Annotated in this window: 22 protein-coding genes; 9 read left to right on the top strand and 13 right to left on the bottom strand. The window is 62.5% G+C overall.

What is annotated here, in order from left to right; translation table 11 throughout:
• Positions 1-15: 15 nt before the first annotated feature.
• Positions 16-963 (bottom strand): D-ribose ABC transporter substrate-binding protein, encoded by a 948-nt coding sequence (locus C9E81_RS03080; protein ID WP_122110824.1) that lies wholly within the window; start codon positions 961-963, stop codon positions 16-18.
• A gap of 135 nt (positions 964-1,098) precedes the next feature.
• Between C9E81_RS03080 and oiaX the strand changes: the two genes are divergently transcribed.
• On the top strand, positions 1,099-2,346 hold the full coding sequence (oiaX, locus tag C9E81_RS03085; RefSeq protein WP_122111143.1) for a 3-oxo-isoapionate-4-phosphate decarboxylase OiaX: 1,248 nt from the start codon (positions 1,099-1,101) through the stop codon (positions 2,344-2,346).
• A gap of 107 nt (positions 2,347-2,453) precedes the next feature.
• On the opposite strand, the gene C9E81_RS03090 is transcribed toward oiaX, so the two are convergent.
• From C9E81_RS03090 to cls, 7 genes are all read right to left on the bottom strand, one after another.
• Positions 2,454-3,680 carry a saccharopine dehydrogenase family protein gene (locus C9E81_RS03090; protein ID WP_122111144.1) on the bottom strand — a complete coding sequence of 409 codons (1,227 nt, stop codon included), beginning with the start codon at positions 3,678-3,680 and terminating at the stop codon, positions 2,454-2,456.
• Between the two features lie 39 nt (positions 3,681-3,719).
• Entirely contained in the window at positions 3,720-4,820 is a 1,101-nt protein-coding gene (locus C9E81_RS03095; protein WP_122111145.1) for a carboxynorspermidine decarboxylase, read from the bottom strand.
• Between the two features lie 99 nt (positions 4,821-4,919).
• Positions 4,920-5,303 carry a hypothetical protein gene (locus C9E81_RS03100; protein WP_122110825.1) on the bottom strand — a complete coding sequence of 128 codons (384 nt, stop codon included), beginning with the start codon at positions 5,301-5,303 and terminating at the stop codon, positions 4,920-4,922.
• Between the two features lie 8 nt (positions 5,304-5,311).
• On the bottom strand, positions 5,312-6,097 hold the full coding sequence (locus C9E81_RS03105) for a DUF6478 family protein (protein WP_122110826.1): 786 nt from the start codon (positions 6,095-6,097) through the stop codon (positions 5,312-5,314).
• 64 nt (positions 6,098-6,161) lie between these two features.
• The gene (locus C9E81_RS03110) at positions 6,162-6,500 is read right to left on the bottom strand and encodes a 4a-hydroxytetrahydrobiopterin dehydratase (protein WP_122110827.1); all 339 of its coding nucleotides are present in this window, start codon (positions 6,498-6,500) and stop codon (positions 6,162-6,164) included.
• Positions 6,501-6,579: 79 nt separating this feature from the next.
• Positions 6,580-7,524 (bottom strand): hypothetical protein, encoded by a 945-nt coding sequence (locus tag C9E81_RS03115; RefSeq protein WP_122110828.1) that lies wholly within the window; start codon positions 7,522-7,524, stop codon positions 6,580-6,582.
• Positions 7,525-7,597: 73 nt separating this feature from the next.
• Entirely contained in the window at positions 7,598-9,025 is a 1,428-nt protein-coding gene (gene cls, locus C9E81_RS03120) for a cardiolipin synthase (RefSeq protein ID WP_122110829.1), read from the bottom strand.
• An 86-nt stretch (positions 9,026-9,111) separates the two neighbouring features.
• On the opposite strand from cls, the gene accD reads away from it, so the two are divergent.
• From accD to C9E81_RS03135, 3 genes are all read left to right on the top strand, one after another.
• Positions 9,112-10,068: an acetyl-CoA carboxylase, carboxyltransferase subunit beta gene (gene accD / locus C9E81_RS03125; protein WP_122110830.1), complete on the top strand. Its 957-nt coding sequence runs from the start codon at positions 9,112-9,114 to the stop codon at positions 10,066-10,068.
• A 56-nt stretch (positions 10,069-10,124) separates the two neighbouring features.
• Entirely contained in the window at positions 10,125-11,396 is a 1,272-nt protein-coding gene (locus C9E81_RS03130) for a bifunctional folylpolyglutamate synthase/dihydrofolate synthase (protein ID WP_122110831.1), read from the top strand.
• Between the two features lie 143 nt (positions 11,397-11,539).
• Entirely contained in the window at positions 11,540-13,063 is a 1,524-nt protein-coding gene (locus C9E81_RS03135; RefSeq protein ID WP_122110832.1) for an argininosuccinate lyase, read from the top strand.
• A 51-nt stretch (positions 13,064-13,114) separates the two neighbouring features.
• Here C9E81_RS03135 and C9E81_RS03140 read toward each other — a convergent pair whose 3' ends face one another.
• From C9E81_RS03140 to radA, 4 genes are all read right to left on the bottom strand, one after another.
• A complete protein-coding gene (locus tag C9E81_RS03140; RefSeq protein ID WP_122110833.1) occupies positions 13,115-14,710 on the bottom strand; it encodes a peptide chain release factor 3 in 1,596 nt (531 codons plus the stop codon).
• 173 nt (positions 14,711-14,883) lie between these two features.
• Entirely contained in the window at positions 14,884-16,374 is a 1,491-nt protein-coding gene (gene purF / locus C9E81_RS03145) for an amidophosphoribosyltransferase (protein WP_122110834.1), read from the bottom strand.
• Positions 16,375-16,496: 122 nt separating this feature from the next.
• Positions 16,497-17,096, bottom strand: coding sequence for a CvpA family protein (locus C9E81_RS03150; RefSeq protein WP_122110835.1), 600 nt, complete (start codon positions 17,094-17,096; stop codon positions 16,497-16,499).
• A gap of 42 nt (positions 17,097-17,138) precedes the next feature.
• Entirely contained in the window at positions 17,139-18,503 is a 1,365-nt protein-coding gene (gene radA, locus C9E81_RS03155) for a DNA repair protein RadA (RefSeq protein ID WP_122110836.1), read from the bottom strand.
• Positions 18,504-18,638: 135 nt separating this feature from the next.
• On the opposite strand from radA, the gene C9E81_RS03160 reads away from it, so the two are divergent.
• The 5 genes from C9E81_RS03160 to C9E81_RS03180 all read left to right on the top strand — a co-directional run bounded on the left by C9E81_RS03160 (position 18,639) and on the right by C9E81_RS03180 (position 23,770).
• Entirely contained in the window at positions 18,639-19,940 is a 1,302-nt protein-coding gene (locus C9E81_RS03160) for a lipoprotein-releasing ABC transporter permease subunit (protein WP_122110837.1), read from the top strand.
• Positions 19,933-20,604, top strand: coding sequence for an ABC transporter ATP-binding protein (locus tag C9E81_RS03165; RefSeq protein WP_122110838.1), 672 nt, complete (start codon positions 19,933-19,935; stop codon positions 20,602-20,604). Before C9E81_RS03160 ends, C9E81_RS03165 begins: the two co-directional genes overlap by 8 nt.
• 19 nt (positions 20,605-20,623) lie before the next feature.
• The gene (locus tag C9E81_RS03170) at positions 20,624-21,130 is read left to right on the top strand and encodes a phosphatase PAP2 family protein (RefSeq protein ID WP_122111146.1); all 507 of its coding nucleotides are present in this window, start codon (positions 20,624-20,626) and stop codon (positions 21,128-21,130) included.
• 494 nt (positions 21,131-21,624) lie between these two features.
• Entirely contained in the window at positions 21,625-22,368 is a 744-nt protein-coding gene (locus C9E81_RS03175; RefSeq protein ID WP_122110839.1) for a hypothetical protein, read from the top strand.
• Positions 22,349-23,770, top strand: coding sequence for a sulfotransferase family protein (locus tag C9E81_RS03180; RefSeq protein ID WP_147457550.1), 1,422 nt, complete (start codon positions 22,349-22,351; stop codon positions 23,768-23,770). Before C9E81_RS03175 ends, C9E81_RS03180 begins: the two co-directional genes overlap by 20 nt.
• Before the next feature lie 119 nt (positions 23,771-23,889).
• Here C9E81_RS03180 and C9E81_RS03185 read toward each other — a convergent pair whose 3' ends face one another.
• Positions 23,890-24,612 (bottom strand): DUF2268 domain-containing putative Zn-dependent protease, encoded by a 723-nt coding sequence (locus tag C9E81_RS03185; RefSeq protein ID WP_166461797.1) that lies wholly within the window; start codon positions 24,610-24,612, stop codon positions 23,890-23,892.
• Positions 24,613-24,617: the final 5 nt, after the last annotated feature.

A 24,617-nucleotide genomic window follows, 5' to 3' on the forward strand; every position in this document is an offset into this window, starting at 1 on the left:
CGGGATGCGGCCTGATCATTCGCTCAGCGCGAAGGTTTCCAGCTTGTCGGCATTCGCCTCGTCGATCAGCACGCAATCCATGAGCTGCTTCTCCGGCTGCCCGGTCGAGCCGGTCTCCAGATATTGATCGGCCTGTTCGACGGCCAGTTGCGCCTGACGATAAGCGGGCTGCAGCACCGTCGCCTTGATGCCACCCGCCTTGATCGAGTCGCGCACATCGTTCGAGCCGTCGAAACCGACGAGGATCACATCGGTCCGCCCCGCCGCCTCCAGCGCGGCCCAAGCCCCCATCGCCATGGTGTCATTGCCCGAGATGACGCCCTTGATATCCGGGTTGGCCTGCAGGATCGATTCCATCTTCTCGTAGGCTTCGGTCTGCGACCAGTTCGCCGATTGCTGGGCAACCATGGTCATGTCGGGATACTGGTCGATGATGTCGTGATAACCGGCCGAACGGATGCCCGCATTGGTATCGGCCTCGCGGCCCAGAAGCTCGACATAATTGCCTTCTTCGCCCATCAGCTCGACGAATTTCTCGGCCCCGAGTTGTGCGCCCTGGTAATTGTTCGACACGATCTGGCTGACGGCGATGCCGCTTTCCTTGATCTCGCGGTCGATCAGGAAGGACGGGATGCCGGCATCCTTGGCCCGCTGGACCGGTGCGACGGTCGCATCCGCCCCGGCATTGTCGAGGATGATCGCCTTCGCTCCGCGCGCGATGGCGGTGTCGAACATCTCGGATTGCTTGTTGGGGTCGTCGTCATGGACCAGCACCAGCGTCTCGTATCCAAGTTCCTTGGCGCGTTTTTCCGCACCCACGGCCTCGGCCTTGAAGAAGGGATTGTCATGACTGGGAGTGATAATCGCGATCAGCCCCTTGTCCTGCGCATGCGCAGCGATACCGAAGGTCAAGGCCGTCGTGGCGGCAAGCGTGGACAAGAAAATGCGGCGGGTAATGGCCATGTGGATTGCTCCTCCTGTTTTTCAGCGCGGTTCTCTTGGGAACCAGTCCCTCCCTGGACGGTTGCAGATTGTGGTATGGTTAAATGATTGTCAACAGGTATGATGAGTATTACAGATCACGTCATGGAGGATCGCATGACAAATGAATTCATTCGCGTCACTTACCGGATCGAATGCGTGGGCGATGTCGAGGCGATGGCGGCCAAGATCGCCTCGGACCAATCGACCGGGACCTTCACCGAGCTTCCGGGCGAAACCGAGGACATTCGCCGCCGCTTTGCGGCACGGGTCGAGGATATCCGCCACCTGCCCCCGGTGGATGCGCCCTCCTTCCCGCAGGATACCGGCCCCGGCCCGTTCAACCGCGCCGATGTGGTCATCGCCTACCCGCTGGATGCGGTCGGCACCGATATCGCCGCGCTGATGACGATCACCGTCGGGGGCGTCTTTGCCATTCGTGGGATATCCGGCGTCCGGGTCATGGATTTCGACCTTCCCCCGGCCTTCGCCTGCCATCCGGGTCCGCAATTCGGCATCGAGGGATCCCGCCGCCTGATCGGGGTGGAGCGCGGCCCGATCATCGCCTCGATCATCAAGCCCTCGCTCGGCCTGACGCCGGAAGAGACAGCCGAAATGGTCGCCACGCTCTGCGAAGCGGGCGCAGATTTCATCAAGGACGACGAAAAGCTGATGAGCCCGGCCTATTCGCCCTTGCAGGACCGGGTCGCCGCCATCATGCCGGTGATCCGCGATCACGAGCAGCGGACGGGCAAGCGGGTGATCTATGCGTTCGGGATATCCTCGGCCGATCCTGACATGATGATGCGGAACCATGACATGGTGGCGGATGCCGGGGGCCGTGCGGCGGTCATCAATATCAACTCGATCGGCCATGGCGGGATGAGCTTTCTACGCAAACGCTCGGCCCTGTGCCTGCATGCGCATCGCAATGGCTGGGATATCCTGACCCGGCATCCGGGGCTGGGGATGGAGTTCCGCGCCTATCAGAAGATCTGGCGGCTGCTGGGCGTGGACCAGTTCCAGATCAACGGGATCGGCGCGAAATACTGGGAGCCCGACGACAGCTTCGTGCGATCCTTCCACGACTGCATGACGCCGATCTTCTCGGAAGCGGACCGCCCGCTACCGGTGGTCTGCTCGGGCCAATGGGGCGGTCAGGCGGTCGAGACCTATCGGCGCACCGGCCAGACGCTCGACCTGATGTATCTGGGCGGAGGCGGCATCCATGGCCACCCGATGGGACCCGCCGCCGGGATACGCGCGATCCGGCAGGCATGGGAGGCCGCCGAGAAGGGCGCGGAACTGGCGGATTACGCGAAGTCTCACCCGGAACTGGCGGCGTCGCTTACGAAATTCGGCTGAGTAGCGCGCGATACAGCGCCGCCCCATTCACCCATGACACACCGTCGGGCTGCATATGGTTGACCAGCCGTCACGGGGCGCAATCCATGCGCCCCGTGACCAAGTGATCAGATCGGGTGATCGCCCCTGGCGTCGATGACCCGCGTGGGCAGCCCCATCTCACCCAGCAGTTCGAGGAAGGGGCGCGCGGGCAATTCCTCGACATTGACCATCTTCTTCACGTCCCATTCGCCCCGGGCGATCAGGATCGCGGCGGCGACCGGGGGCACACCGGCGGTATAGCTGATGCCCTGGCTGCCAACCTCTTCATAAGCCTGCTTGTGATCGGCGACATTGTAGACGAAAACCTCGCCCTCCTTGCCGTTCAGGCTGCCCTTGACCAGATCGCCGATGCAGGTGTTACCCTCGTAATCGGGCGCAAGGCTGGCGGGATCAGGCAGCACCGCCTTGACCACCTTGAGCGGCACGACCTCCTGCCCCTCGGCGGTCTTGACCGGCTGCTCGGACAGCAGGCCGAGATTCTGCAAGACGGTGAAGACGTTGATATAGTGATCGCCGAAACCCATCCAGAAACGGACATCCGAGTCCTTGTAGCGGGCAGACAGGCTGTGCACCTCGTCATGTCCCGACAGATAGGCGGTGCGCTTGCCGACCACGGGCAGGTCCCATTCGCGCCCCACCTCGAACATCCTGTTCTCTTTCCACTCGCCGCCCTGCCATGAATAGACGGTACCGGTGAACTCGCGGAAATTGATCTCGGGATCGAAATTGGTGGCGAACCAACGGCCATGGCTGCCGGCATTGATATCCACGATATCGATGGAATCGATCTTGTCAAAATACTCATCCTCGGCAAAACGGGCGTAAGCATTCACCACGCCCGGATCGAAACCGGCGCCAAGGATGGCAGTGATCCCGGCCTTCTCGACATCGCCGCGCCGCTTCCATTCGTAATTGGCGTACCACGGCGGCGTTTCGCAGACCTTCGCCGGATCCTCGTGGATGGCAGTGTCGATATAGGCGGCACCCGCGCGGATACAGCCTTCCAGAACGGTCATGTTGATGAAGGCAGTGCCGACATTGATGACGATCCCGGCGTCGATCTTTTTCAGCAGCGCCTCGACATTGTCGGGGTTCATCGCGTCCAGCGCATGGCTGGTAAAGGGCATCTCGTGGCCCTTCTCGCGCAGGCTGGCGACGATCGCATCGGCCTTGGCCTTGGTGCGGTTGGCGATATGCAATTCACCGAATTCAGCCGCCCATTGCGCGGCCTTGTGCGCCGATACCTGAGCGACGCCTCCGGCGCCGATGATGAGGATATTCTGCTTGGCCAATTCTGTCTCCATTTTCCCGGTGGCAGAGGTTGGGTCGCCTCAGGAGAGGCTGCCTTTGTAATCGTCGTAACCGAAACTGCGGACGCTGCGGATGCTGCCATCCTCTTCACGGATGGCGATAGCGGGCATGGCCACGCCGTTGAACCAGTTCTTCTTGACCATCGTATAGCCCGCCGCGTCGGCAATGCTGATCCGGTCCCCGATCTTCAACGGTTGCTCGAAACGCGCATCGCCAAAGATATCGCCCGCGAGGCAGGTCTTGCCCGCGATCTGGTATTCGTGTTCGCCATGCCGCGGCAGCTTGGCCGTCTCTCGATAGATCAGCAGGTCCAGCATATGCGCCTCGATACTGCTGTCCACGATGGCCACATCCTTGCCGTTATTGATCAGGTCGAGGACCGAGACCTCCAAGGTCGTTGAGCCGGTGATACTGGCCTCGCCCGGCTCCAGATAGACCTGCACTCCGAATTTCCGGCTGAACGCCGCCAGCCGGTCGGCCAGGCGATCCAGCGGATAACCTTCACCGGTGAAATGGATCCCGCCGCCAAGGCTGACCCAGTCCAGCTTGTGCAGGATGTCACCGAATTCCGTCTCGATCCGCGAAAGCTGGTGGTCGAACAGCTCGAAATCGTCATTCTCGCAATTGTAATGGATCATCACGCCGCTGATCCGGCCCATCGCGGCCTCCAGCCGGGCGGTATCCCATTCGCCAAGGCGCGAGAAAGGCCGCGCCGGGTCGGCCAGATCGAAGCCGCTGGTCGAAAAGCGCGGATTAAGCCGCAACCCCGTGGTAATGCCCTTCGCCCGGCCGCCGAAACGATCAAGCTGACCCAGGCTGTTGAAGATGATCTTGTCGGCATAGCCGATCGCCTCGTCGATCTCGTGATCGGCCCATGCCACGGAATAAGCATGGGTCTCCTTGCCGAACTCCTCATGCCCAAGGCGCAATTCGAACAGCGATGACGAGGTCGTGCCGTCCATGAAGTCGCGCATGAAGTCGAAAACCGACCATGTCGCGAAACATTTCAGCGCCAACAGGGCCTTTGCCCCTGAACGTTCACGCAGGCGTGCGACCTTTTCCATATTGCCGCGCAGACGGGCCTTGTCGATCAGGTAATAGGGCGTCTGCAACTCGGCCATGGCGCAACCTTCGGGCTGAAAAGCGAAAGCCACCGTATAGCTTCCGCCCCGGCTTTTCGCAAGGAATGCTGACAGTTCGGTGACGGTGGCAGGAACCGCTCAATCCACCGTGGCAAGGCGGCGGATTTCGCGCTTGAGCAACTCCAGTTCGGCGCGCAAGAGTTGCACTTCCGCCGTCAACGTGTGGTCGAGCGGAGTTCCCGCCGCCAGATGCAGCCGGTCCAGTTGAACCGCATCCGGCAAAGGCGCTTCGCTCCCCTCTCCGCCATCGGCGACCAGGACAAGGCTTTGCACGCCATCGGCAAGCAATGCAGGTGGCAGATCCACCGAAACCTGCCATCTGCCGGTGCCGGCCTCCGCCAGCCTCGCCACCGACACGACTTCGCCCAGATGGATCAGGGCAACCCGGGCGGGTGCCTCCCCGGCGGTCAGGACACCCGACCAGGTCCCGGCCTTCAAGCCGTGATTCTCGAATTGCGACATAACCTCTCCTAAAGCTCGGCGCGCGGATATCGCGACAGGACCATGTCGCTCACCGTGACGGCGTTCATATATGGTTCGGCAAAGATCAGGTCCAGCCAGACCTTCTCGACCGGCCGGTCGGACAGATCCGCATAGGCAAGGTCGTATTCGACGACATGCCGGCCCATTTCCTTCGACACCGGGTCGCCCAGTTGATGCAGAACCTGTTCGGTATTCGGCCCCTGCACGAGGTTCAACCTGCCATAGACGGTGATCGGCGCCTCTGCCCGCAGGCCGATCTCGAAACGCAGGACATGGTCGGAACCAAGACCCTGCAGGATATCCCCGGGCAGATCGAGCGACAGCGACAGGTAGCTGCCGGAAAAGGCCATTACCTCAAGCCGCAGCTCGAACGGCGCCTTTTCCTCGGGATGCCGGTTCAGCATCTGCCGCAGGATCAGCGAACGGTGCCCGCAATCATGCCAGACCGCGACCTCCTCGCCCAGCTTTTCCCCGGCCTCGGGGCCGACCAGCCCGGCGGGAGTGACCGGTCCGCATAATATCGACGGTCGCCACCGCCAGTCCGTTCCCGGCTGGACGATCAGTTTACCCAATCCGCCGCGGGCGCGAATCGCGCGCGGATCGGAAAGTTGCAGGAAGATTCCAAGCTCCCGATAAAGGCCCACGGCTTCCTCACGCAGGCCCCCTGCAGGCAGGCGCCCACCGTTGCGCAGCGATTCGCAGATCGCGGCCCATTTCTGTGCGGTCTTTTCGTGCGTCGGAGGCTTTCGCCACCCCTTCAGTCCAAATGCCATCGGAAATGCTTCCTCGATCGAAATCTGCTGCCGGAATAAACCGGCACGCCGCGAGGAACAAGCGTCAGGCGACCAAAGCGTTCAGCCGGGCCGCGCAGATGAAGTCATTCTCGGTCAATCCCCCGGCCTCGTGGGTGGTGAAGGCGATCTCGCAATAGCCCCATCCAAATCTGATATCGGGATGGTGGCCCTGCTTGTTACCCAGCCATGCCCCGAGATTGGCCATCTCGACAGCCTTGGCAAAGCCCTTGAACTCAAAGCGCCTGCGGATTGTGCTGCCGTCATCCGACAGGTTCCAACCATCCAGTTGCGCTACCATGTTCCGCGCCTCGTCCTCGGGCATCGGCGGAACCCCGCCTTTGCAGGGTTCACAATTCCTGCTGGCAAGATCGTGCTCTGTCATGCGCTCCTCCTCGGGCCGCGATCAGGCAGCCGGCCCGCTCTTCAGATCAGTTTAACACGCGGTGACTGCAAATTGAGCATCAGTCCTTGGACATGGCGGAAAAAAGCCCGTCAAAACGCTCCAGCACCGCATTATCCACCGCCGGTCCGGGGATATAGGAAGCGGTATCGGACGGAAACAGCACCGGCCGATCGGGAAACCATTCCCTATGCAGATAGCGATTTGATTCGGCAAAGCGTTCCAGCAGGGCCCGCGCCGCTTCGGGCGGCAACATGTCGCCCCGCCCCGCGGCGGCCTCGCCAAATTCATCCATTACCTGCCGGCCGGCCCTGCGCAGCGATTGCCCGTTGCCGCGGGGAATCCTGTTGTAATGCGCGATCAACTCGCTTCTGGGCGACAGGTTTCTTCGCCATTCCACGCTGCCCTGCGGGATCAGATCGGACCGCCCGATGGCCGTCAGCAATGCGGCAATACTGTCGGGCTTTTCGCCACAGCTGGCCTCGGCATAGATCTGCGGCATCAGATCTACATCGGGAAATGACTCCCTCCACGACTTCAGAAGGGCGGTGTAATCGAGCAACCGCAACTGCCCCGACCTAAGGAAGCACCCGATGCTTCCGATATGCCCGTTCCACTTCACCACCTGTTTGTAGAGCGCCTCTGCAAAACGGTCCTGACGGCGCAGCCAGATCAGGACGGAAAGCCGATGCCCCCGCAGGGATTGCACCAGCGGCTCCAGCGAATGCGGGCCGTGATGGGAAAAGGCCTCGGCGGAGATCAGCACGTCATCGATCTCATCGCCAGCCCTTTCAATCTGGCGCAGCACCTTGGCAAGGAGCTTTCTGCCCTCGGGAGCCCCGCGGGCCAGCGCATCCGCCAAGGGTCCGCAGGCCGGCAGGTGCTTGCGCACCCGGACGTAAAGCAACCCTTGTCTGCGCAGTTCGTCCTCATGCGCGGCGCACCATTGCTGCATCGCGGTCGTTCCGGTCTTCAGCATCCCGATATGTAGCCAGATGCGCGGCACGGCGCTCCTCCTTGTTGCGTGACGGCCCCGTTTACGCACCGCCACTGGTCCATCACGCCCGGAGCACCGGTGTTCAGAGCAGCGGCGCGGCCAGTGCCAGCAGATTGTTGCGCAACCGTCTCAGCCAACTCCAGCCCCGGACCTCCTGCAAGGTGATCTCGCGCGACCGCTCGACATAGCTTTGCTGGCGTTCGTCCAGTTCCGCCACGAAACCAGGGTCGAACAGCGCCATATTGACCTCGTAGTTCAACTCGAAGCTGCGGCGGTCCAGATTGGCGCTACCCATCATCGCCATACGCCCGTCGACGGTGAGGATCTTGGCATGCAGCAGACCGGGCCTGAACAGGAACAGCCTGACTCCGGCGGCCAGAAGCCCATAATAGAACCCCTCGCTGGTCGCCCCCACGACAAGCGAATCGTTGCGTTCGGGCAGGATCATCGTCACCTCGACCCCACGCCGCGCCGCCGCACAGATCGCCGAGTCCAGGGCCGTATCCGGCACGTAATAGGGCGTGGTGATCGTCACCCGTTCCCGTGCGGCGTGGATCATCGCGCTCAGGCAATCCGATACGCTGCCCGCCCGCCGGTCCGGTCCGGTTGCCACGATTTGCGCGGCCATGCCCGGATCCTCGACCGCCTCGACGATTTCCAGCATGTCGCCCAGATCACGCCCCGTATAGCTCATCCAGTCAGCCAGGAAGGTCGCTTGCAATTGCCTCACCGCAGGGCCCTCGACCGCGACAAGGATATCGACCCATGGCGCGAAACGCGGCTTGACCGCGAAAGCCATATCCGAACAGTTCCGGCTGCCGGTGAAGGCGATCCGGTTATCAACGACCACGATCTTGCGGTGATTGCGCAGGTCCAGCCGCTGGAACAGGAAGCTGATGAAGGGCAGCCCCCAGGGAAAGGCCGTCACGCATTCGGCCCCCGCCTCCTTCATCCGCTGCCACAATTCCGAGCGTACCAGCCCGCGCGAGCCAAGCGCATCCGCGATCACCCGGCATTCGACGCCCCGCGCCTCGGCCCGGATGATCGCTTCGGCGACCTTTTCGCCGCTGCGGTCGGGCAGCCAGATATAGAACAGCACATGGACGTGATCCCGCGCGGAGTCGATGGCATCCACCATGTCGTCGATGGCGGCATCCGATTCCTCCAGCAGGCGCAGCCGGTTCCCGTCCACCGCCGGCATCCCGCCCACGGCGGCATTGGCGGCGATCACCGGGCGGGCGAGGTTCGGAGGCTCGCGCAGGATCCGGCTGCTGGGCTTGCGCAATCCGGTCAGCCGGTCTCGCACATCCGCCATGCGCTGGACTTCGGCGCGGTTCATCCGCACCTCCCCGAACAGCAGATAGGCGATTATCCCGACCAGCGGCACCGCCTCGATCACCATGATCCATGCCAGCCGTGCCGCAGGTTCCATCCGCGGGCGCAGCAGCACCCGGCCAACCAGCAGCAGGGCAATCGCCGTGTGAGTGAATACGAAAACCGAGGTCCACATCCCCGCATCTATCCAGCACCACGGAAGAATTGCAATTCCCGCCGTCGCCGCCTATCTGGGGACTGCAACAGCAAAGGCCGTCCGCGATGAACTGGATCACCAATTACGTCCGCCCTCGCATCAACTCGCTGTTCTCGCGCCGCGAGATGCCCGAGAACCTGTGGACGAAATGCCCCGAATGCGGAACCATGCTGTTCCACCGTGAATTGTCGGACAACCTGAATGTCTGCACCAATTGCGACCATCACCTCGCGATCACCCCCCGCGCACGCTTCGCCGCTTTGTTCGACGGCGGCGTGTTCTCCGAGGTGAAGGTCCCCGAACCGCTGGCCGATCCGCTGCAGTTCCGCGACCAGAAGAAATATCCCGACCGGATGAAAGCGGCGCAGAAATCCACCGGCGAGAAAGAGGCGATGCTGGTCGCCGAGGGCGAGATGGGCCGCACCCCGATCGTCGCCGCGGCGCAGGATTTCAGCTTCATGGGCGGCTCGATGGGCATGTATGTCGGCAACGCCATCATCGCCGCCGCCGAACGCGCGGTAAAGCTGCGGCGCCCGCTGGTGCTGTTCTCGGCGGCGGGCGGCGCGCGGATGCAGGAAGGCATCCTCAGCCTGATGCAGATGCCCCGCACCACCGTCGCGGTCGAGATGCTGCGCGAGGCCGGCCTGCCCTATATCGTCGTCCTCACCCATCCCACCACCGGCGGCGTCACCGCCAGCTATGCGATGCTGGGCGATATCCAGATCTCGGAACCCGGCGCGCTGATCTGCTTTGCCGGTCCCCGCGTCATCGAACAGACCATCCGCGAGAAACTGCCCGAAGGCTTCCAGCGCGCCGAATACCTGCTGGAACATGGCATGCTGGACCGGGTGACGCATCGCATGAAACTCCGCAACGAACTGATCTCGATCCTGCGCATGCTGGGCGGCATGCCCGCGCCGACAAGAGCGGATCTGCCTCCCCCGGCGGAAACAACCGCCACCGAAGCACCCGCCCCCTCGCCAGAGGACAACGCCAAATCCGAAGAAAAGCCGGTTTCCTGACTTCTTCTTTGTCCAAATACCTCGGGGTCCGGGGCAGCGCCCCGGTGAAAGCGACCATGAGCCATTCCGACGCCATCCTTGCCCGCCTCATGTCGCTGCACCCCAAGGTCATCGACCTGTCGCTCGACCGGATGCATCGCCTCCTCGCTGCCCTTGGCCATCCCGAACGTGACATTCCCCCGGTGATTCATATAGCCGGAACCAATGGCAAGGGCTCCACCCAGGCCATGATCCGCGCCGGGCTCGAGGCGGGCGGCGCGCGCGTCAATGCCTATACCTCGCCGCATCTTGCCCATTTCCACGAACGCATCCGGCTTGCGGGCGAACTGATCGCGGAATCCGAACTCGCGAGCACCCTCGAGGAATGCGAGGCCGCCAATGACGGTCATCCGATCACCTTCTTCGAGATCACCACTGCCGCCGCCTTCCTCGCCTTCTCGCGCCGTCCGGCCGATTACACGCTGCTCGAGGTCGGCCTCGGCGGGCGGCTCGACGCGACCAATGTGATCGATACCCCGCGCCTGACGGTCATCACCCCGATCAGCATCGATCACACCCAGTATCTGGGCGAAACCCTGCCCGAAATCGCCGGAGAAAAGGCCGGGATCATCAAGCCCCGCGTGCCCTGCATCGTCGGCCCGCAGCCCGACGAGGCGCTGCGGGTGATCGAGAACCGCGCCTCGGGCCTGACCGCGCCGCTCTTGATCCATGGTCAGCACTGGCAGGTCGCGCCCGACCGCGACGGCATTATCTGGCAGGACGATCACGGGCTTTGGGACCTGCCCCGCCCCAACCTGATCGGCGATCATCAGATCCAGAATGCCGGTGCCGCGCTGGCCGCACTGCGCGAGCTCGACGCGACCGAGGCGCAGGCCCGCGCCGCCGTCACCCGCGCCGAGTGGCCCGCCCGGATGCAGCGCCTGACCCGTGGGCCACTGATCGAAGCAGCCGGTCCGCAGGCCGAGCTGTGGCTCGATGGCGGTCATAATCCAGCGGGAGGAGAGGCGCTCGCCGCCATCCTCGCCACCCTGCCGCCCCGTCCGACCCACCTGATCTGTGGAATGCTGAACACCAAGGACGTTACCGGCTACCTGCGCCCGCTGGCCCCGCATGCGGCCAGCCTCACCGCCATCAATATTGAGGGCGAGCCAAACACCTTGCCCGCCTCTGACACCGCCGGCTTTGCGAAACAGGTCGGAATGCAGGCAGACACCGCCACAAGCGCGCAAGACGCGGTTCGGCGCATCACCGCCTTCGATCCCCGCGCCCGCATCCTAATCTGCGGCTCTCTCTACCTGGCGGGGCGCGTGCTGCGCGAGAACGGCTAGAACCTGCCGCGTCCCGGCGGGCGCATCCCTTCCTCGTGACCGCCCTTGAACGTGCGAAGTTCCGCCGCAATTGCGGTAATCCACAATAGATTGCTGCCCGCTCCTGTCCGAAGCTCTGGTTCCATAGAGGGGGAGACAGGATCATGCGGATATCCGTTCGAAACGGCCGGCAAGTGAAACGCGCGGCCCGTAACATGGCGCTCGGCGGCATGCTGCTTTGCCATGCCGGCCTGGCAAGCGCAGAGGAGCGGGACGAATTTTTCTGGCTGGGAGAGATCAACAAGGCCAGCGTAATCATCAACAGCGACGAGGGATTGCTGGACAAGGAACACACGCCCGGCATCGCCAAGGCGTTGCTCGAGGTGATCGAGGCCGGCAACCAGCCGGGCGGAGAACGGCCGAGCGCCGTGATCAAGTTCGAACCGTTCTGGATCGAGGCGGGCGGGATCGAGGTGACGCTCGTCCATGCTGGACGCTCCAGCCAGGACATGCACGCCACCTATCGCGCGGCGATCCAGCGCGACAAGCTGCTGGAACTGGCAGAGCAGTTGAACAGGACCTCCACGACGCTGATCGAACTCGCGGCGGATCACACCGGCACGATCGTGCCCAATTACACCAATGGCGTCGCCGCGCAGCCCAACAGCTATGCCCATTACCTGCTGGGCCATGCCGCCGGGCTTGACCGGGACGCGCAGCGCATCCGCGAAGCCTATGCCCGCATCGACCGCTCTGCCATGGGAACCACGGTTCTGAACGGCACGAGCTGGCCACTGAACCGCCAGCGGATGGCCGATTACCTGGGCTTTGCGGCACTGGTCGACAACGCCTATGACGCCTCGCAGATCTCGTCGATGGACCAGCCGGTGGAGGTCGCGCAGATCGCCACCTCCATCGCGCTGCATACCGGCAATTTCATCGAGGACCTGATGACGCAATATGCGCAGTCCCGTCCGTGGATCCTGCTGGAGGAAGGCGGCAGTAACACCTATGTCTCGTCCTCCATGCCGCAGAAGCGCAATCCGGGGCTGCTGAATTCCACGCGCAGCGATGCCTCGCAAACCATCACGCTGGCCATGGGCCCGGTGATGCAGACGCATAACATCACGCCGGGAATGAGCGATCCGAAGGATGTGGAGGAAAATTCCGCCATCGTCGATTCCGCTATCGGGACGCTGGAAGGTTTCGACGAGGTCCTGAACGCGCTGGTCATCAATGCCGACCGCGCCTTGGAAGAACTGAACAGCGACTGGACCGCTTCCCAGGAAGTCGCCGATATCCTGATGCGCGAGCATGGGCTGCCCTTTCGCGAAGGCCATCACGTCGCCTCGGAAATCGTGACGCATGCCCGCAGCGAGGGCATCGGCCCGCTGGACTTCCCCTATGCCGAGGCGCAGCGCATCTATGCCGAGACCGTCGCGGATACCGATTTTCCGCAGGAATTCCCCTTAAGCGAGGAAGAATTCCGCGCCGCGCTGGACCCGGCCGCCATCATCCGCAACCGGGCAACCTCCGGCGGCCCGCAGCCCGCGGAGCTCGAACGCATGATCGGCGAGGCGCGCGACAGGCTGACCACACAGAGCCAATGGATCAAGGAAAAGCGTGATCATATCGACACGGCCCTGGCTGGGCTGGACGAGGATTTCAGCGCCTTGCTGTCCGAGTGATACCGAGGTCCCGGGTGGCGGCCAGCCCTTCGCGGGCGGGCCCGCTTCCAGTCAGACCATCATCTCCTTGGTCGCGGTCAGCTGCAGGTCGGGGTGATCGCGCTCGATGCGGTCGATATCCCATTGCAGCCGGGTCAGATAGACCAGGTCGCCGTCATGGTCATGGGCCATATGCCCCTTGTTGGCATTGGCAAAGGTATCGACCTTGTCCTTCGGTCCCTGCACCCATCGGGCAGAGGTGAACTGCGAACCCTCGAAACGCACAGGGATGCCGTATTCCAGCTCGATCCGGCTGGCCAGGACCTCGAATTGCAGGGCGCCGACCACGCCGACGATGAAGCCCGAGCCGATCGCGGGCTTGAACACCTTCGCCGCCCCCTCTTCGGCGAATTGCATCAGCGCCTTCTCCAGGTGCTTGGCCTTCATCGGGTCCGTGGCCCGCACCGATTGCAGCAGTTCCGGCGCGAATGACGGGATGCCGGTGAAACGCAGCACCTCGCCCTCGGTCAGCGCATCGCCGATGCGCAACTGGCCATGGTTCGGGATGCCGATGATATCGCCCGCCCATGCCTCTTCGGCCAGTTCCCGGTCGGCGGCAAGGAACAGCACCGGGTTCGACACCGCCATGGGCTTTTTCGTGCGCACATGAGTCAGTTTCATCCCGCGCTGGAAATGCCCCGAGGCCATTCGGACGAAGGCAACCCGGTCGCGATGCTTGGGATCCATGTTGGCCTGCACCTTGAAGACGAAACCGGTCACGGCTTTTTCCTCGGGCGCGATCTCGCGGCTGGCGGAATTCTGCGGCTGCGGCGCCGGGCCGTATTCACTGATTCCTTTCATCAGTTCGCGCACGCCGAAACTGTTGATCGCGCTGCCGAACCAGATCGGGGTCAGATGGCCTTCAAGGAAGGATTGACGGTTGAAGCCGGGCAAAAGCTCGCGCGCCATCTCGACCTCTTCGCGCAGCTTTTCCAGCAGGTGCTCGGGCACATGCCCGGCCAGCTTCGGATCGTCCAGCCCGTCGATCTTTACCGATTCCGCCACCCGGTTGCGGTCGGCACGATCCATCAGCTCCAACCGGTCGTTCAGCATGTCATAGCAGCCGATGAATTCGCGCCCCACGCCGATGGGCCAGCTTGCCGGAGCAACGTCGATGGCCAGGTTTTCCTGGATCTCGTCGATGATCTCGAACGTATCGCGGCTTTCGCGGTCCATCTTGTTGCAGAAGGTCAGGATCGGCAGGTCGCGCAGCCGGCAGACCTCGAACAGCTTGCGGGTCTGGCTCTCCACCCCCTTGGCCCCGTCGATCACCATGATTGCCGCGTCCACCGCCGTCAGGGTGCGGTAGGTATCCTCGGAAAAATCGCTGTGACCCGGCGTATCGACAAGGTTGAAACGATGCCCGTCGAAATCGAAGCTCATCGCCGAAGCCGAGACCGAGATGCCGCGATCCTGCTCCATCTTCATGAAGTCCGACCGCGTCCGCCGCGCCTCGCCCTTGGCACGCACCTGCCCGGCCATCTGGATGGCACCGCCGTAAAGCAGGAATTTCTCGGTCAGCGTGGTCTTGCCCGCGTCAGGATGCGAGATGATCGCAAAGGTCCGGCGGCGGGCGATTTCGGGCGGGAGTTCGGGGCGGTTGCTCATGATCCGACCATGTAGCGCGCGGGGCTGTGCGGTGCAATCACCCTTCAACCACGCGCCCCCTTCGGCCAATCGCCTCGGGCCTTTTCTTCTTTGTGCAAATACCTTGCAGGGGGTCTGGGGGATGCAAAATCCCCCAGTTGTCGCGGGACGCAAGTCCAGCACGGCAGACAGCCCTATTCCGCCGCCTCGTTAAGCGCTGTTTCCGAGCCGGGCTTCATGCGGAAACCGCGTTCGAGCTGATCGAAGGGCGCGACCGGGTAATCGCCCGAGAAGCAGGCATCGCAATATTGCGGGCATTTGGCGTTGCGTCCACCGCTTTCGCCCACAGCACGGTAAAGCCCGTCCAGCGACACGAAGGACAGTGAATCGACGCCGATCCATTCGCGCATCTCATCGGGCGTCATCTGCGCGGCCAGCAGTTTGTCGCGGTCGGGCGTATCGACACCGTAGAAACATGGCCATGCGGTCGGCGGGCTGGCGATGCGGAAATGCACTTCGGCGGCACCGGCATCCATGATCATGTCCTTGATCTTGCGGCTGGTGGTACCGCGCACCACGCTGTCATCGACCAGCACGACCCGCTTGCCGCGGATCAGCGCGCGGTTCACGTTCAGCTTCAGCCGCACTCCCATGTTGCGGATCTGGTCGGTGGGCTCGATGAAGGTGCGGCCCATATACTGGTTGCGGATGATTCCCATCCCGTAGGGGATGCCCGATTCCTGCGCGAAGCCGATGGCCGCCGGGGTGCCGCTGTCGGGCACCGGGCAGACCAGATCGGCCTCCACCGGCGCCTCGCGAGCCAGCTCCACCCCGATCTGGCGGCGCGTCTCGTAGACCGAGCGGCCGCTGATGATCGAATCGGGGCGCGAAAAATAGACATGCTCGAAGATGCAGAAACGCCCCTGCGAGGGGCCAAAGGGGCGCGATGTCTGGACCTTGCCCTTGGAAATGACAACCATCTCGCCCGGTTCGATTTCGCGCACGAACTCGGCGCCGATAATGTCCAGCGCACAGGTTTCCGAGGCCAGAACGAAACCGTCCTCGCCGACGCGGCCCAGCACCAGCGGGCGCACGCCAAGCGGGTCGCGAACGCCGATCAGCTTGGTTCGGGTCATGGCGATGACCGAGAAGGCGCCCTCGATTCGCCGCAGTGCGTCCTTCATCCGCTCGGGGATGTTGCGCTGGATCGAACGGGCCATCAGGTGGATGATGCATTCGCTGTCCGAGGAGGACTGGAAGATCGATCCCCGCTCGATCAGCTCGCGGCGCAGGGCGGCGGCATTGGTGATATTGCCGTTATGGGCGATGGCGCAGCCGCCCATGTGAAACTCGCCGAAAAAGGGCTGCACGTCGCGGATGGCGGTATTGGCCTTGGACCCGGCGGTGGAATAGCGCACATGCCCGATGGCCAGCGGCCCTGGCAGGGTCGCCATCACATCGGCCTTGGTGAAATTGTCGCGGACATAGCCGAAGCGATGCGCGCTGTTGAAACCCTGATCGGCATCATGCGAAACGATGCCGCCCGCCTCCTGCCCCCGATGCTGAAGGGCGTGAAGCCCCAATGCGACGAAGTTGGAAGCGTCGGCTACGCCGATCGCTCCGAATATTCCGCATTCCTCGTGCAGGCGGTCCGAATCGAACGGATGGGCCAGGAATGGTTGCATGGGCGATCCTGAATGGCGTCTGGCTGTCATTGGCTATGTAGTGCGGCAGGCATCAAAAGTCACGCCCCCGCGTAGCTGCGGGGGCGGATTTCCTTCATCGTTTTGTCACGAACCCCATCGGGTCAGTTCGCGGCGGGTGGCGTCTGTTCCGCGTCAACCTCTCCGCCGGTGGAGGTGCAGCCATCGACCAATTGCTCGTAACGGCGGACAATCCAGTTCGGCGCATCATCGGGGATCTGCTCGTTCATCTCTCCGCGCAGCCGCTCGAACACCTGGGCCGAGCGGGAATTGTCGACCATGGCGATCTGCGAGCTTGTCATCACCCGGTCATAAACGATGAATGCGATGGCGACGATCAGGATACCCCGGGCCGCGCCGAACAGGAAACCCATGCCCTGGTCGATCCCCCCGAGGGCCGAGCGTTGCACGACCGAGGAAAACAGCGGCGTGACGATCGAGAACACCACAAGCGCCAGCGCGAAGACCACGGCGAAACCGGCGATCGTTGCCAGTTCGCAACTATCGCCGAGAAAACGTTCCAGCACCGGGAGCTGGGCGATCATCGGGCGCGCCGTCGCGGCAAAGACAAAGGCCAGCACCGCCGCCGCGATCCAACCGAGGATGGCAAGCGATTCGCGCACGAATCCCCGCGACCACGCCAGAATCGCAGAGAGGATGATGACCACGGCCACCACCGCATCGATTATCGTGAATCCGTCCATAGCATTGCCCCTGCGCCGGATATCGTTGCATTTTCAGGCGGTTCAGCCGGCGCCGAAGACCTCGCCCACAAATCCCGTCAAATCGGCGATGCGCCTGATGCCCATGCCGCTCAAGCCCTCGACCTTCTGGCCTTCGGGTAAAATCGCTTGTGAAAAACCAAGTTTTTGCGCCTCTTTCAACCTGTTTTCCGCCTGAGCCACTGGTCTAAGCGCCCCGGAGAGGCTGATTTCACCGAAAAGCACCGCCTCCGGTGGGAGTGCGCTGTCCTCTCTGGCCGACAAAAGCGCGCCGGCAATGGCGAGATCGGCGGCCGGTTCGTTGACACGCATTCCACCCGCCACGTTCAAAAAGACGTCCAGCCCCGCGAAGGGGATGCCGCAGCGCGCCTCCAGCACGGCGATGATGGTGGAGACGCGCCCGGAATCGAGCCCGACCACGGTACGGCGAGGCGAGGCCAGCGTCGAGGGGGCGACCAGCGCCTGCACCTCGGTCAGCACCGGGCGGGTGCCCTCTATCCCGGCAAAGACCGCGCTGCCGGGCACCGGCTGGCCGCGTTCGGACAGGAACAGCGCCGAAGGATTGGCGACCTCGGCCAGCCCGGCACCGGTCATCTCGAACACGCCGATCTCGTCGGCGGGGCCGAAACGGTTCTTGACGCTGCGCAGGATGCGGAACTGGTGGCCGCGCTCGCCTTCGAAATACAAAACGGTATCGACCATATGTTCGACAACGCGGGGGCCGGCGATCTGGCCATCCTTGGTGACATGGCCGACGATGACGATGGCGACGTCCCGGCGCTTGGCGAAAGTAACCAGTTCATGCGCGGCGGCGCGAACCTGCGCGACGCTGCCCGGCGCCGCCTCGACCTGATCGGACCAGAGCGTCTGGACCGAATCGATGATCGCCAGGTCGGGCCTTTCACGGTCCAGCGTGGTGAGAATGTCGCGCAGGTTGGTTTCGGCCCCCAGGCGCACCGGGGAATCGGTCAGGCCAAGGCGCTGTGCGCGCATGCGCACCTGTGCGCTGGCCTCTTCTCCGCTGATATAGACTGCATCCAGCCCGGCCCGCGCGAAGGCGGCGGCACCTTGCAGCAGAAGCGTCGATTTACCGATGCCCGGATCACCGCCAACCAGCACCGCCGATCCCGGAACCAGCCCGCCGCCCAGGACGCGGTCGAGCTCCACCAGTCCCGAACGGCTGCGCGGTGGCGGCGGCTCGTCCGTGGCAAGCCCGCTCAGCGGAACGGCACGGCCCTTGGCGGCGCCAAGGTTGCGGCCCGGTCCTTGCGACAGCGGAGCCTCTTCGGCGATGGTGTTCCATGCGCCGCAGGCATCGCAACGCCCGGCCCACTTCTTGTGAGAGGCGCCGCAGGCGGTGCAGGTAAAGGTGGAAGCGGATTTTGCCATGCGTTGCTTGTCGCACCGGATGCCGGGTGCCGCAATACAGGTATTTGAGCAAAGAAGAAGATCTCACGGCATTGTCGGCTTGATCTTTCCGGGCTCTGCGGTCAGGGTCTGCGCCCAAAATCAGAGGCTTCACGCATGTCCAGCCCCGCGCCATTTTCACGGTACGAATTCATGATCGCCTGGCGATACCTGCGCGCGCGTCGCGCCGAGGGCGGTGTCAGCGTCATGACATGGATCAGTCTGATCGGCATCGCCCTGGGCGTCATGGCGCTGATCGCCACGCTGGCGGTCCGGGCCGGGTTCCGGGCCGAATTCGTGGACACGATCCTTGGCGCGAACGCGCATACCACCGTCTATATGGCGCCGCAGCGGGTCGAGAACCAGTTGACCGAGGATGTCTATGTCGTCCCCGGACGAATCCAGGACTACGACGCGATGGCCGCGAAACTGTCCGAACTGCCGGGGGTAGAGCGAACCGCCCCGATCGTGCGCGGACAGGTCATGGCGACGGCGAACGATTCCTCGAACGTGGCAGAGGTGTTCGGCGTGTCGCTGGACGCGCTCAAGGCGATGCCGAGGATCGTCGATCCCCAGACCTCGCAGGGCAATGTCGAGGATTTCGGCAAGGGTGTCGCCATCGGTGCCGGGATCCAGCGCGAGCTTAACCTCAATATCGGCGACAAGATCAAGCTGATCGCACCCGAGGGGGCCAAGACCCCGGTCGGCACCACGCCGCGGGTCAAGTCCTACGAGGTGGTCTATGTATTCAGCGCCGGGCGCTATGACATCGACCGCACCCGAATCTACATGCCCATGGCCGAGGCACAGAACTATTTCAACCGGGAGAACGTGGCCGATGAGATAGAAGTCTTCGTCAGCGATCCCGAGAAGGTGGATGACTGGACCCTGCCCCTTTTGCAGGCGGCGGGCGACGGCGCGCAGGTATGGAACTGGCGAGACGCTTCGGGCAGTTTCCTGGCTGCACTCGATATGGAGGATGACGTGATGTTCGTGATCCTCTCGGTGCTGGTGCTGATCGCCTCGATGAACATCACCTCGGGGCTGATCATGCTGGTCAAGAACAAGGGCCGCGATATCGGCATCCTGCGGACCATGGGCCTGACCGAAGGAGCGGTGCTGCGGGTGTTCTTTCTCTGTGGAGCCTTCACCGGCATCATCGGGACAATCGCGGGGGTGATCCTGGGCGTGTTGCTGGCATTGAACGTGGACAGCATCATGGCAGCACTGAACGCGCTGACGAATGGCGGGGCATGGCAGCCGGAGGTGCGCGGCATCTACCGCCTGCCGGCCGAACTGCGGGCATGGGACATTTTCCGAGCCATCGGCCTGTCGCTGGCGCTGTCCTTCATCGTCACGATCTTCCCGGCGCGCCGGGCCGCGCGGATGAACCCGGTGGAGGCATTGCGTTATGAGTGAGGTTTTGCGGCTGGAAGCCATATCCAAGACCTATGGCAAAGATGGTCCCGCGCCGGTCGAGGTGCTGCACGGGCTTGAGCTGACCGTCGCCCGAGGCGAAGTGGTGGCGCTGGTCGCGCCTTCCGGTGCGGGTAAATCGACGCTGTTGCATATTGCTGGGCTACTCGACACGCCAGACAGCGGCCAGATCGTTTTGAACGGGCGCGACATGACCGGGCTGGCCGATCGCACCCGGACAGAAGCGCGGCGGCAGGAGCTGGGCTTCGTCTATCAGTTTCACCATCTGCTGCCGGAATTCAGCGCCGCCGAGAACATCATCCTGCCACAGCTTGCCAACGGCACCGGCCGAAGGGCCGCGGCGGAACGGGCGGCGGATTTGCTGGACCGCGTAGGGCTGGCCCACCGTGCCAACCACCGCCCCGCGCAGCTTTCCGGCGGAGAACAGCAACGGGTGGCCTTTTGCCGGGCACTGGCGAATGCACCCGCCCTGCTGCTGGCAGACGAGCCGACCGGGAATCTCGACCCGGAGACATCGGACCGCGTCTTCGAGGTATTGATGGCGCTGGTGCGCGATACCGGCATGTCGGCGCTGATCGCCACGCATAACCATGCGCTCGCAGGGCGGATGGACCGGGTGATCGGACTGACCGAGATGGCCCTTTGAGCAGCTCGACGCGATGGGCATGACAACGAAAGCAGCGATTCTGGCGGGGATTTGCGGAATGGCGGCGGCTCCGGCCGCGGCCGATCCGTTCGAGGATTTCGGCACGGCGATGAAATACGGGCTGCCCGCCGCCGCCGCGGTCTGCGCCGCACGCGACGACCGGCTGGAGGATTTCGCGATTCGCGGCCTGATGCAGGCGGCAGTGGTCCTGGCGCTGAAATCATGGACCGATGGCACCCCCATCTCGCGGCGGCCTTCGGGCGGTGGCGAGGGATTTCCCTCGGGGCATTCGGCAGCGGCAGCCTTCGGCGCGGCGGATCTGGCCGGAAAATGCTTTGACGACGAGCCTCTGGCGGGCGCCGCTGCCTATGGAGCCGCCGGGCTGACAGCGGCCAGCCGGATCCATGCCGGAGAGCATACTCCCCGGCAGGTGATGACGGGCGCGTTGATCGGTTTCAGCTTCGGCGCCGCAAGCTTTGGGATCGGCAGCGAAGGAGCCGAATTCAGCATCGGGATGCGGTTCTGACGCGGCATCATTGTTCCGCCGCAGATTTCCCGGCAAGCGCCGTCACAGCCAGGCATTTCCAAGCCAATCAAGGTCAGAGAAATGTCCCATCTTTCCTTAATGGTTTCAGAAGGTTCAAGGTGGAAGCGCCTGCCGGCGCTACCGTATCCGAAGCTTACGGCAGGTGGCGAGTAAACACACCCTGATGAACAAGTGACTGCCGGTGAGTTCCGCCGACGTTGACAAAAAATGCCCCGAGGCCGTAAACGGAGAGCTTGCTTATAACGACACGAGAGAAATAAATTATTAAAGTCAACCCACTAAGAAGGGTTTTGTGGAGATCGGGCCTTGGCTCTGAATCATATCCATGCATATAAGGGGCACTATACTGGTTGGCACGGTTTTTATTGATTGAGCTCATGCAGATCAGATCGGGATCAACCGGATTTTTCTGCCTCGGGTATAAGTTTTCAGTGGAACCGGAAAGCAGGCCATAGGGGTTCGGAGTCAATCACATGCAGGAACTGCAATATCATATCCATATCGGGGCGCATGATGTCTACCCCACCCTTCTGGAAGAACTGACCAAGCAGACCGCTAGCGCCATCCTCGACAATGGCACCTATGTGGTGCCGGCTTCGGAGTTCAAGGAATATGTCCGCCCCCACATCCTCGGGGAAAATACCGTCCTGCAAGCCGCACCGATACAGCTTGAGATTCCGGCCGGAGTGGAGCGCGTGGTCATTTCAGCACACGGGCTCCTGTGCGGGCCCAACCAGATCATGACGGCGCAGGGGCTTTATGCCAATTCGCAGCAAACCATCACCGGACTGCAAGGCTATTTTTCAGACAAGCCCGTCACCTTGCACTTGCTGACGCCGCCCCAGCATGACTATGGCCCCATCGTCGCGGCGCAGAGCGAAGCGGACTGGCCGATGTCCTGGGCTCCACTGGTCCACGAGTTGCTGGCCGCGCTACCGCATGCCGAAATCACCCTCTGGCCCATCGAGATAATCGAAGACGTTGTCGGTTTTTGCGAAAACATCCTGGATGTTCCGCTCGGCACGATGAGGCCGAACCTGATCGAACAAACCGCCACAAAGCAGCGCAGATACAAGAAAGCCGGCGCATCCAAGGTGAGCGATCCCTTGTCGCTTCGCCTTGACAGCGCGTTCGCCGTCGATATGGAGCATTTTTCCGAGCTAGATCGGGTATCCATCGGAGTGAAAAGAATTCGCGATGAATTTCTTTTATCCTGAACACAACGTTGTTTTCATACATATTCCCAAGAACGCCGGATCATCCATGCATGCCGCGTTGGGCGGCAAGAAGAAAGGCCCGATCGGGGGACGGCTGCCGAAGGAATGGAGTAATTGCCCGAGCTTTACCATAGTTCGAAACCCCTTCACTCGTTTCCTATCCGGGCTGAACATGTTCCGCATGGGGGCGGTTGCACTCAATAATGACGATTTCTACAGCCAGCCGCGGCTACCCGACCTCACCGCGGCCCAGGCCATGGATATTCTGGAAGATCACAGGATTCCTTATGACAGGTCACGCCGGCAGGTGCGGGCCAACCTGAAACATCATCTCTGGCTGCAAACCCATCCGTTCAGCTGCCTGCATCTGGCCGGGACGGTATTGCGATACGAGAATCTGGAGGAAGACTTCCAGCGGTTCTGCGACAAGCACGGAATCAATGCGGAATTGCCTCATTTGCGGCAAACCGCATCTATCCCGGAAGCCACCGCCATGGACGAGTTGAGTGCATCCGATATAGAGCGGTTCCAAAGGCTGTTTATCAGGGACTTCACCGAGCTCGGCTACTCCCTCGATCCCTCGGCTTGCAATGCCCCGCCGGGCAAGACCACGGCAATCCCGGTTTCCACGGTATCCAGCGCGGCCCGGAAGGCCTGCGAAGCATGGCCCCAGTATTTTTTTCCCGGCCAGAGCAATGACGGTGACGGCCTCCCCGATGCAGATATCGACCTGTCCGCCTTTCTCGAACTGCCCATCCCGGGCCCGGGAACGGAACTCTGGACAAAGCGGCTGAAAAATTCGATCAGACATTTCAAGCATCTCGAGCCGGAATTCGGAGGACGTTCCAGGCTGGCCCATCTCTTGGCCTGCACTATCGTCATCATTCGCAGAAACAGCGAAGACGAGAATGCCCGGAAACTGTTCTGGAGAATTGTCAGCGAATATGGGCAGCAAGTCTCGGAACAGCTCGACTCGCGTTGGCTGACCTCCGTATGCGATACTGTTGTCGATATCGCGGAAAAAGATATCGACAGAGTTCTGGGCCTTACCGGAACATTGTTTTCAAACACGATCAAACTGACCGAGACCTATACACGCGTTTTTCTGCCTCCGGTCCCATGGCCACCGAAGAAGCAGTACCATTCCGGCGGAAAACTGTATGACGGCATAATCGCATTCTGGATCCAGCAAGGCGATGCGATAGGCAACCTTCTCGACAGGATAGACGTGACACTGAGCGTGGACTCTCCCGTTGCGCCTTTCGTACGTGAAATAATCACCCATGTGATCGAGCACGATAACAACCTGAGCAGAATCATGGGCATCGCGGGAACAAAGCCCCGGCGCATCGTCAAGCCCGAGCAACGGAAAAAACTGAAGAAGTTCCTCGAACAACTGTGAATGCTCGCCCGTCCTGATGGATAGCGGGCAAAACAGTCCCAACCAGCAGAATATTTCCTCGCCGCCCGGTAATATCCAGCATACCGTTTCAAGGACTTCGACGCGGTAGCGTTCTGGTCCTATGCCTCTTCGGATGCAGGGCCGGTATCCGTTTCCAAAGAGGCTTCATCGGCTTTTCCGTCCTCTGCTTCCGCAGCGCTGTCCTCGTCAGATAACGGTGTCGCAGCCTCCGCCCCGGCCAGCCTACGCATCACGGGACGCAAAGCCTCGGCCTGCACACAGGCCAGTGTCACCGCGTTCTCTTCGGGATGATGGGAAAGATGCTCTGCAATCAGCCGGTGCCCCAGCCCGTAGCCGGTCCATCTCCGCAGATCGCCGCTACCGAAAAACCAGCGGGCGTGGTCGTAATCCCGCCGGGACCACTTGTTCATAGCAGCTCGGGCAGAGCCTTGGGCCGGGGTGGTCGCGTCCCACCGGTCAGGCTTGCCGCCCAGAACCTGCAGGACGAAATGACCAGCCAGCCCCTCGCTGACCAGCGCCTCCCCCAGTGATTTGCCATAGCCCGGCCCATCCCAACGGATAAGATGGTGCAATTCGTGAACCAGTATGCGCACCAAGGCCGGGGCCGCAAAGCGACCGGGATCAAGGCTGATTTCGATCAGGCCGGGCGCCGGTGCCGAGCCTCCGACGCTCAAACCGGGAATGCAACCCGCCGGATCAGCTTTTACCACGATATCGAAATCGGGCAGATCAGCATGGACGGATGCCTGCCTCACCGCCTCGCGCACGGCTTGCCGGATTTCCGGCAGAATACGCGTCAGGCCGTGGCGCGCATTCAGCATATGAA

Origin of the sequence: Paracoccus alkanivorans (assembly GCF_003697785.1) — a bacterium.
Classification (GTDB): domain Bacteria; phylum Pseudomonadota; class Alphaproteobacteria; order Rhodobacterales; family Rhodobacteraceae; genus Paracoccus; species Paracoccus alkanivorans.

What these genes read in the sequence shown, in the direction of transcription:
- C9E81_RS03135 (WP_122110832.1), top strand. Translation starts at nt 11,540, where the DNA reads ATGCGGATATCCGTTCGAAACGGCCGGCAAGTGAAACGCGCGGCCCGT.
- C9E81_RS03170 (WP_122111146.1), top strand. Translation starts at nt 20,624, where the DNA reads ATGACAACGAAAGCAGCGATTCTGGCGGGGATTTGCGGAATGGCGGCG.
- C9E81_RS03100 (WP_122110825.1), bottom strand. Translation starts at nt 5,303, where the DNA reads ATGTCGCAATTCGAGAATCACGGCTTGAAGGCCGGGACCTGGTCGGGT.
- oiaX (WP_122111143.1), top strand. Translation starts at nt 1,099, where the DNA reads ATGACAAATGAATTCATTCGCGTCACTTACCGGATCGAATGCGTGGGC.
- C9E81_RS03165 (WP_122110838.1), top strand. Translation starts at nt 19,933, where the DNA reads ATGAGTGAGGTTTTGCGGCTGGAAGCCATATCCAAGACCTATGGCAAA.
- C9E81_RS03175 (WP_122110839.1), top strand. Translation starts at nt 21,625, where the DNA reads ATGCAGGAACTGCAATATCATATCCATATCGGGGCGCATGATGTCTAC.
- C9E81_RS03110 (WP_122110827.1), bottom strand. Translation starts at nt 6,500, where the DNA reads ATGACAGAGCACGATCTTGCCAGCAGGAATTGTGAACCCTGCAAAGGC.
- C9E81_RS03160 (WP_122110837.1), top strand. Translation starts at nt 18,639, where the DNA reads ATGTCCAGCCCCGCGCCATTTTCACGGTACGAATTCATGATCGCCTGG.
- radA (WP_122110836.1), bottom strand. Translation starts at nt 18,503, where the DNA reads ATGGCAAAATCCGCTTCCACCTTTACCTGCACCGCCTGCGGCGCCTCT.
- C9E81_RS03105 (WP_122110826.1), bottom strand. Translation starts at nt 6,097, where the DNA reads ATGGCATTTGGACTGAAGGGGTGGCGAAAGCCTCCGACGCACGAAAAG.
- C9E81_RS03150 (WP_122110835.1), bottom strand. Translation starts at nt 17,096, where the DNA reads ATGGACGGATTCACGATAATCGATGCGGTGGTGGCCGTGGTCATCATC.
- accD (WP_122110830.1), top strand. Translation starts at nt 9,112, where the DNA reads ATGAACTGGATCACCAATTACGTCCGCCCTCGCATCAACTCGCTGTTC.
- C9E81_RS03140 (WP_122110833.1), bottom strand. Translation starts at nt 14,710, where the DNA reads ATGAGCAACCGCCCCGAACTCCCGCCCGAAATCGCCCGCCGCCGGACC.
- C9E81_RS03185 (WP_166461797.1), bottom strand. Translation starts at nt 24,612, where the DNA reads ATGCTGAATGCGCGCCACGGCCTGACGCGTATTCTGCCGGAAATCCGG.
- C9E81_RS03180 (WP_147457550.1), top strand. Translation starts at nt 22,349, where the DNA reads ATGAATTTCTTTTATCCTGAACACAACGTTGTTTTCATACATATTCCC.
- purF (WP_122110834.1), bottom strand. Translation starts at nt 16,374, where the DNA reads ATGCAACCATTCCTGGCCCATCCGTTCGATTCGGACCGCCTGCACGAG.
- C9E81_RS03095 (WP_122111145.1), bottom strand. Translation starts at nt 4,820, where the DNA reads ATGGCCGAGTTGCAGACGCCCTATTACCTGATCGACAAGGCCCGTCTG.
- C9E81_RS03080 (WP_122110824.1), bottom strand. Translation starts at nt 963, where the DNA reads ATGGCCATTACCCGCCGCATTTTCTTGTCCACGCTTGCCGCCACGACG.
- C9E81_RS03130 (WP_122110831.1), top strand. Translation starts at nt 10,125, where the DNA reads ATGAGCCATTCCGACGCCATCCTTGCCCGCCTCATGTCGCTGCACCCC.
- cls (WP_122110829.1), bottom strand. Translation starts at nt 9,025, where the DNA reads ATGTGGACCTCGGTTTTCGTATTCACTCACACGGCGATTGCCCTGCTG.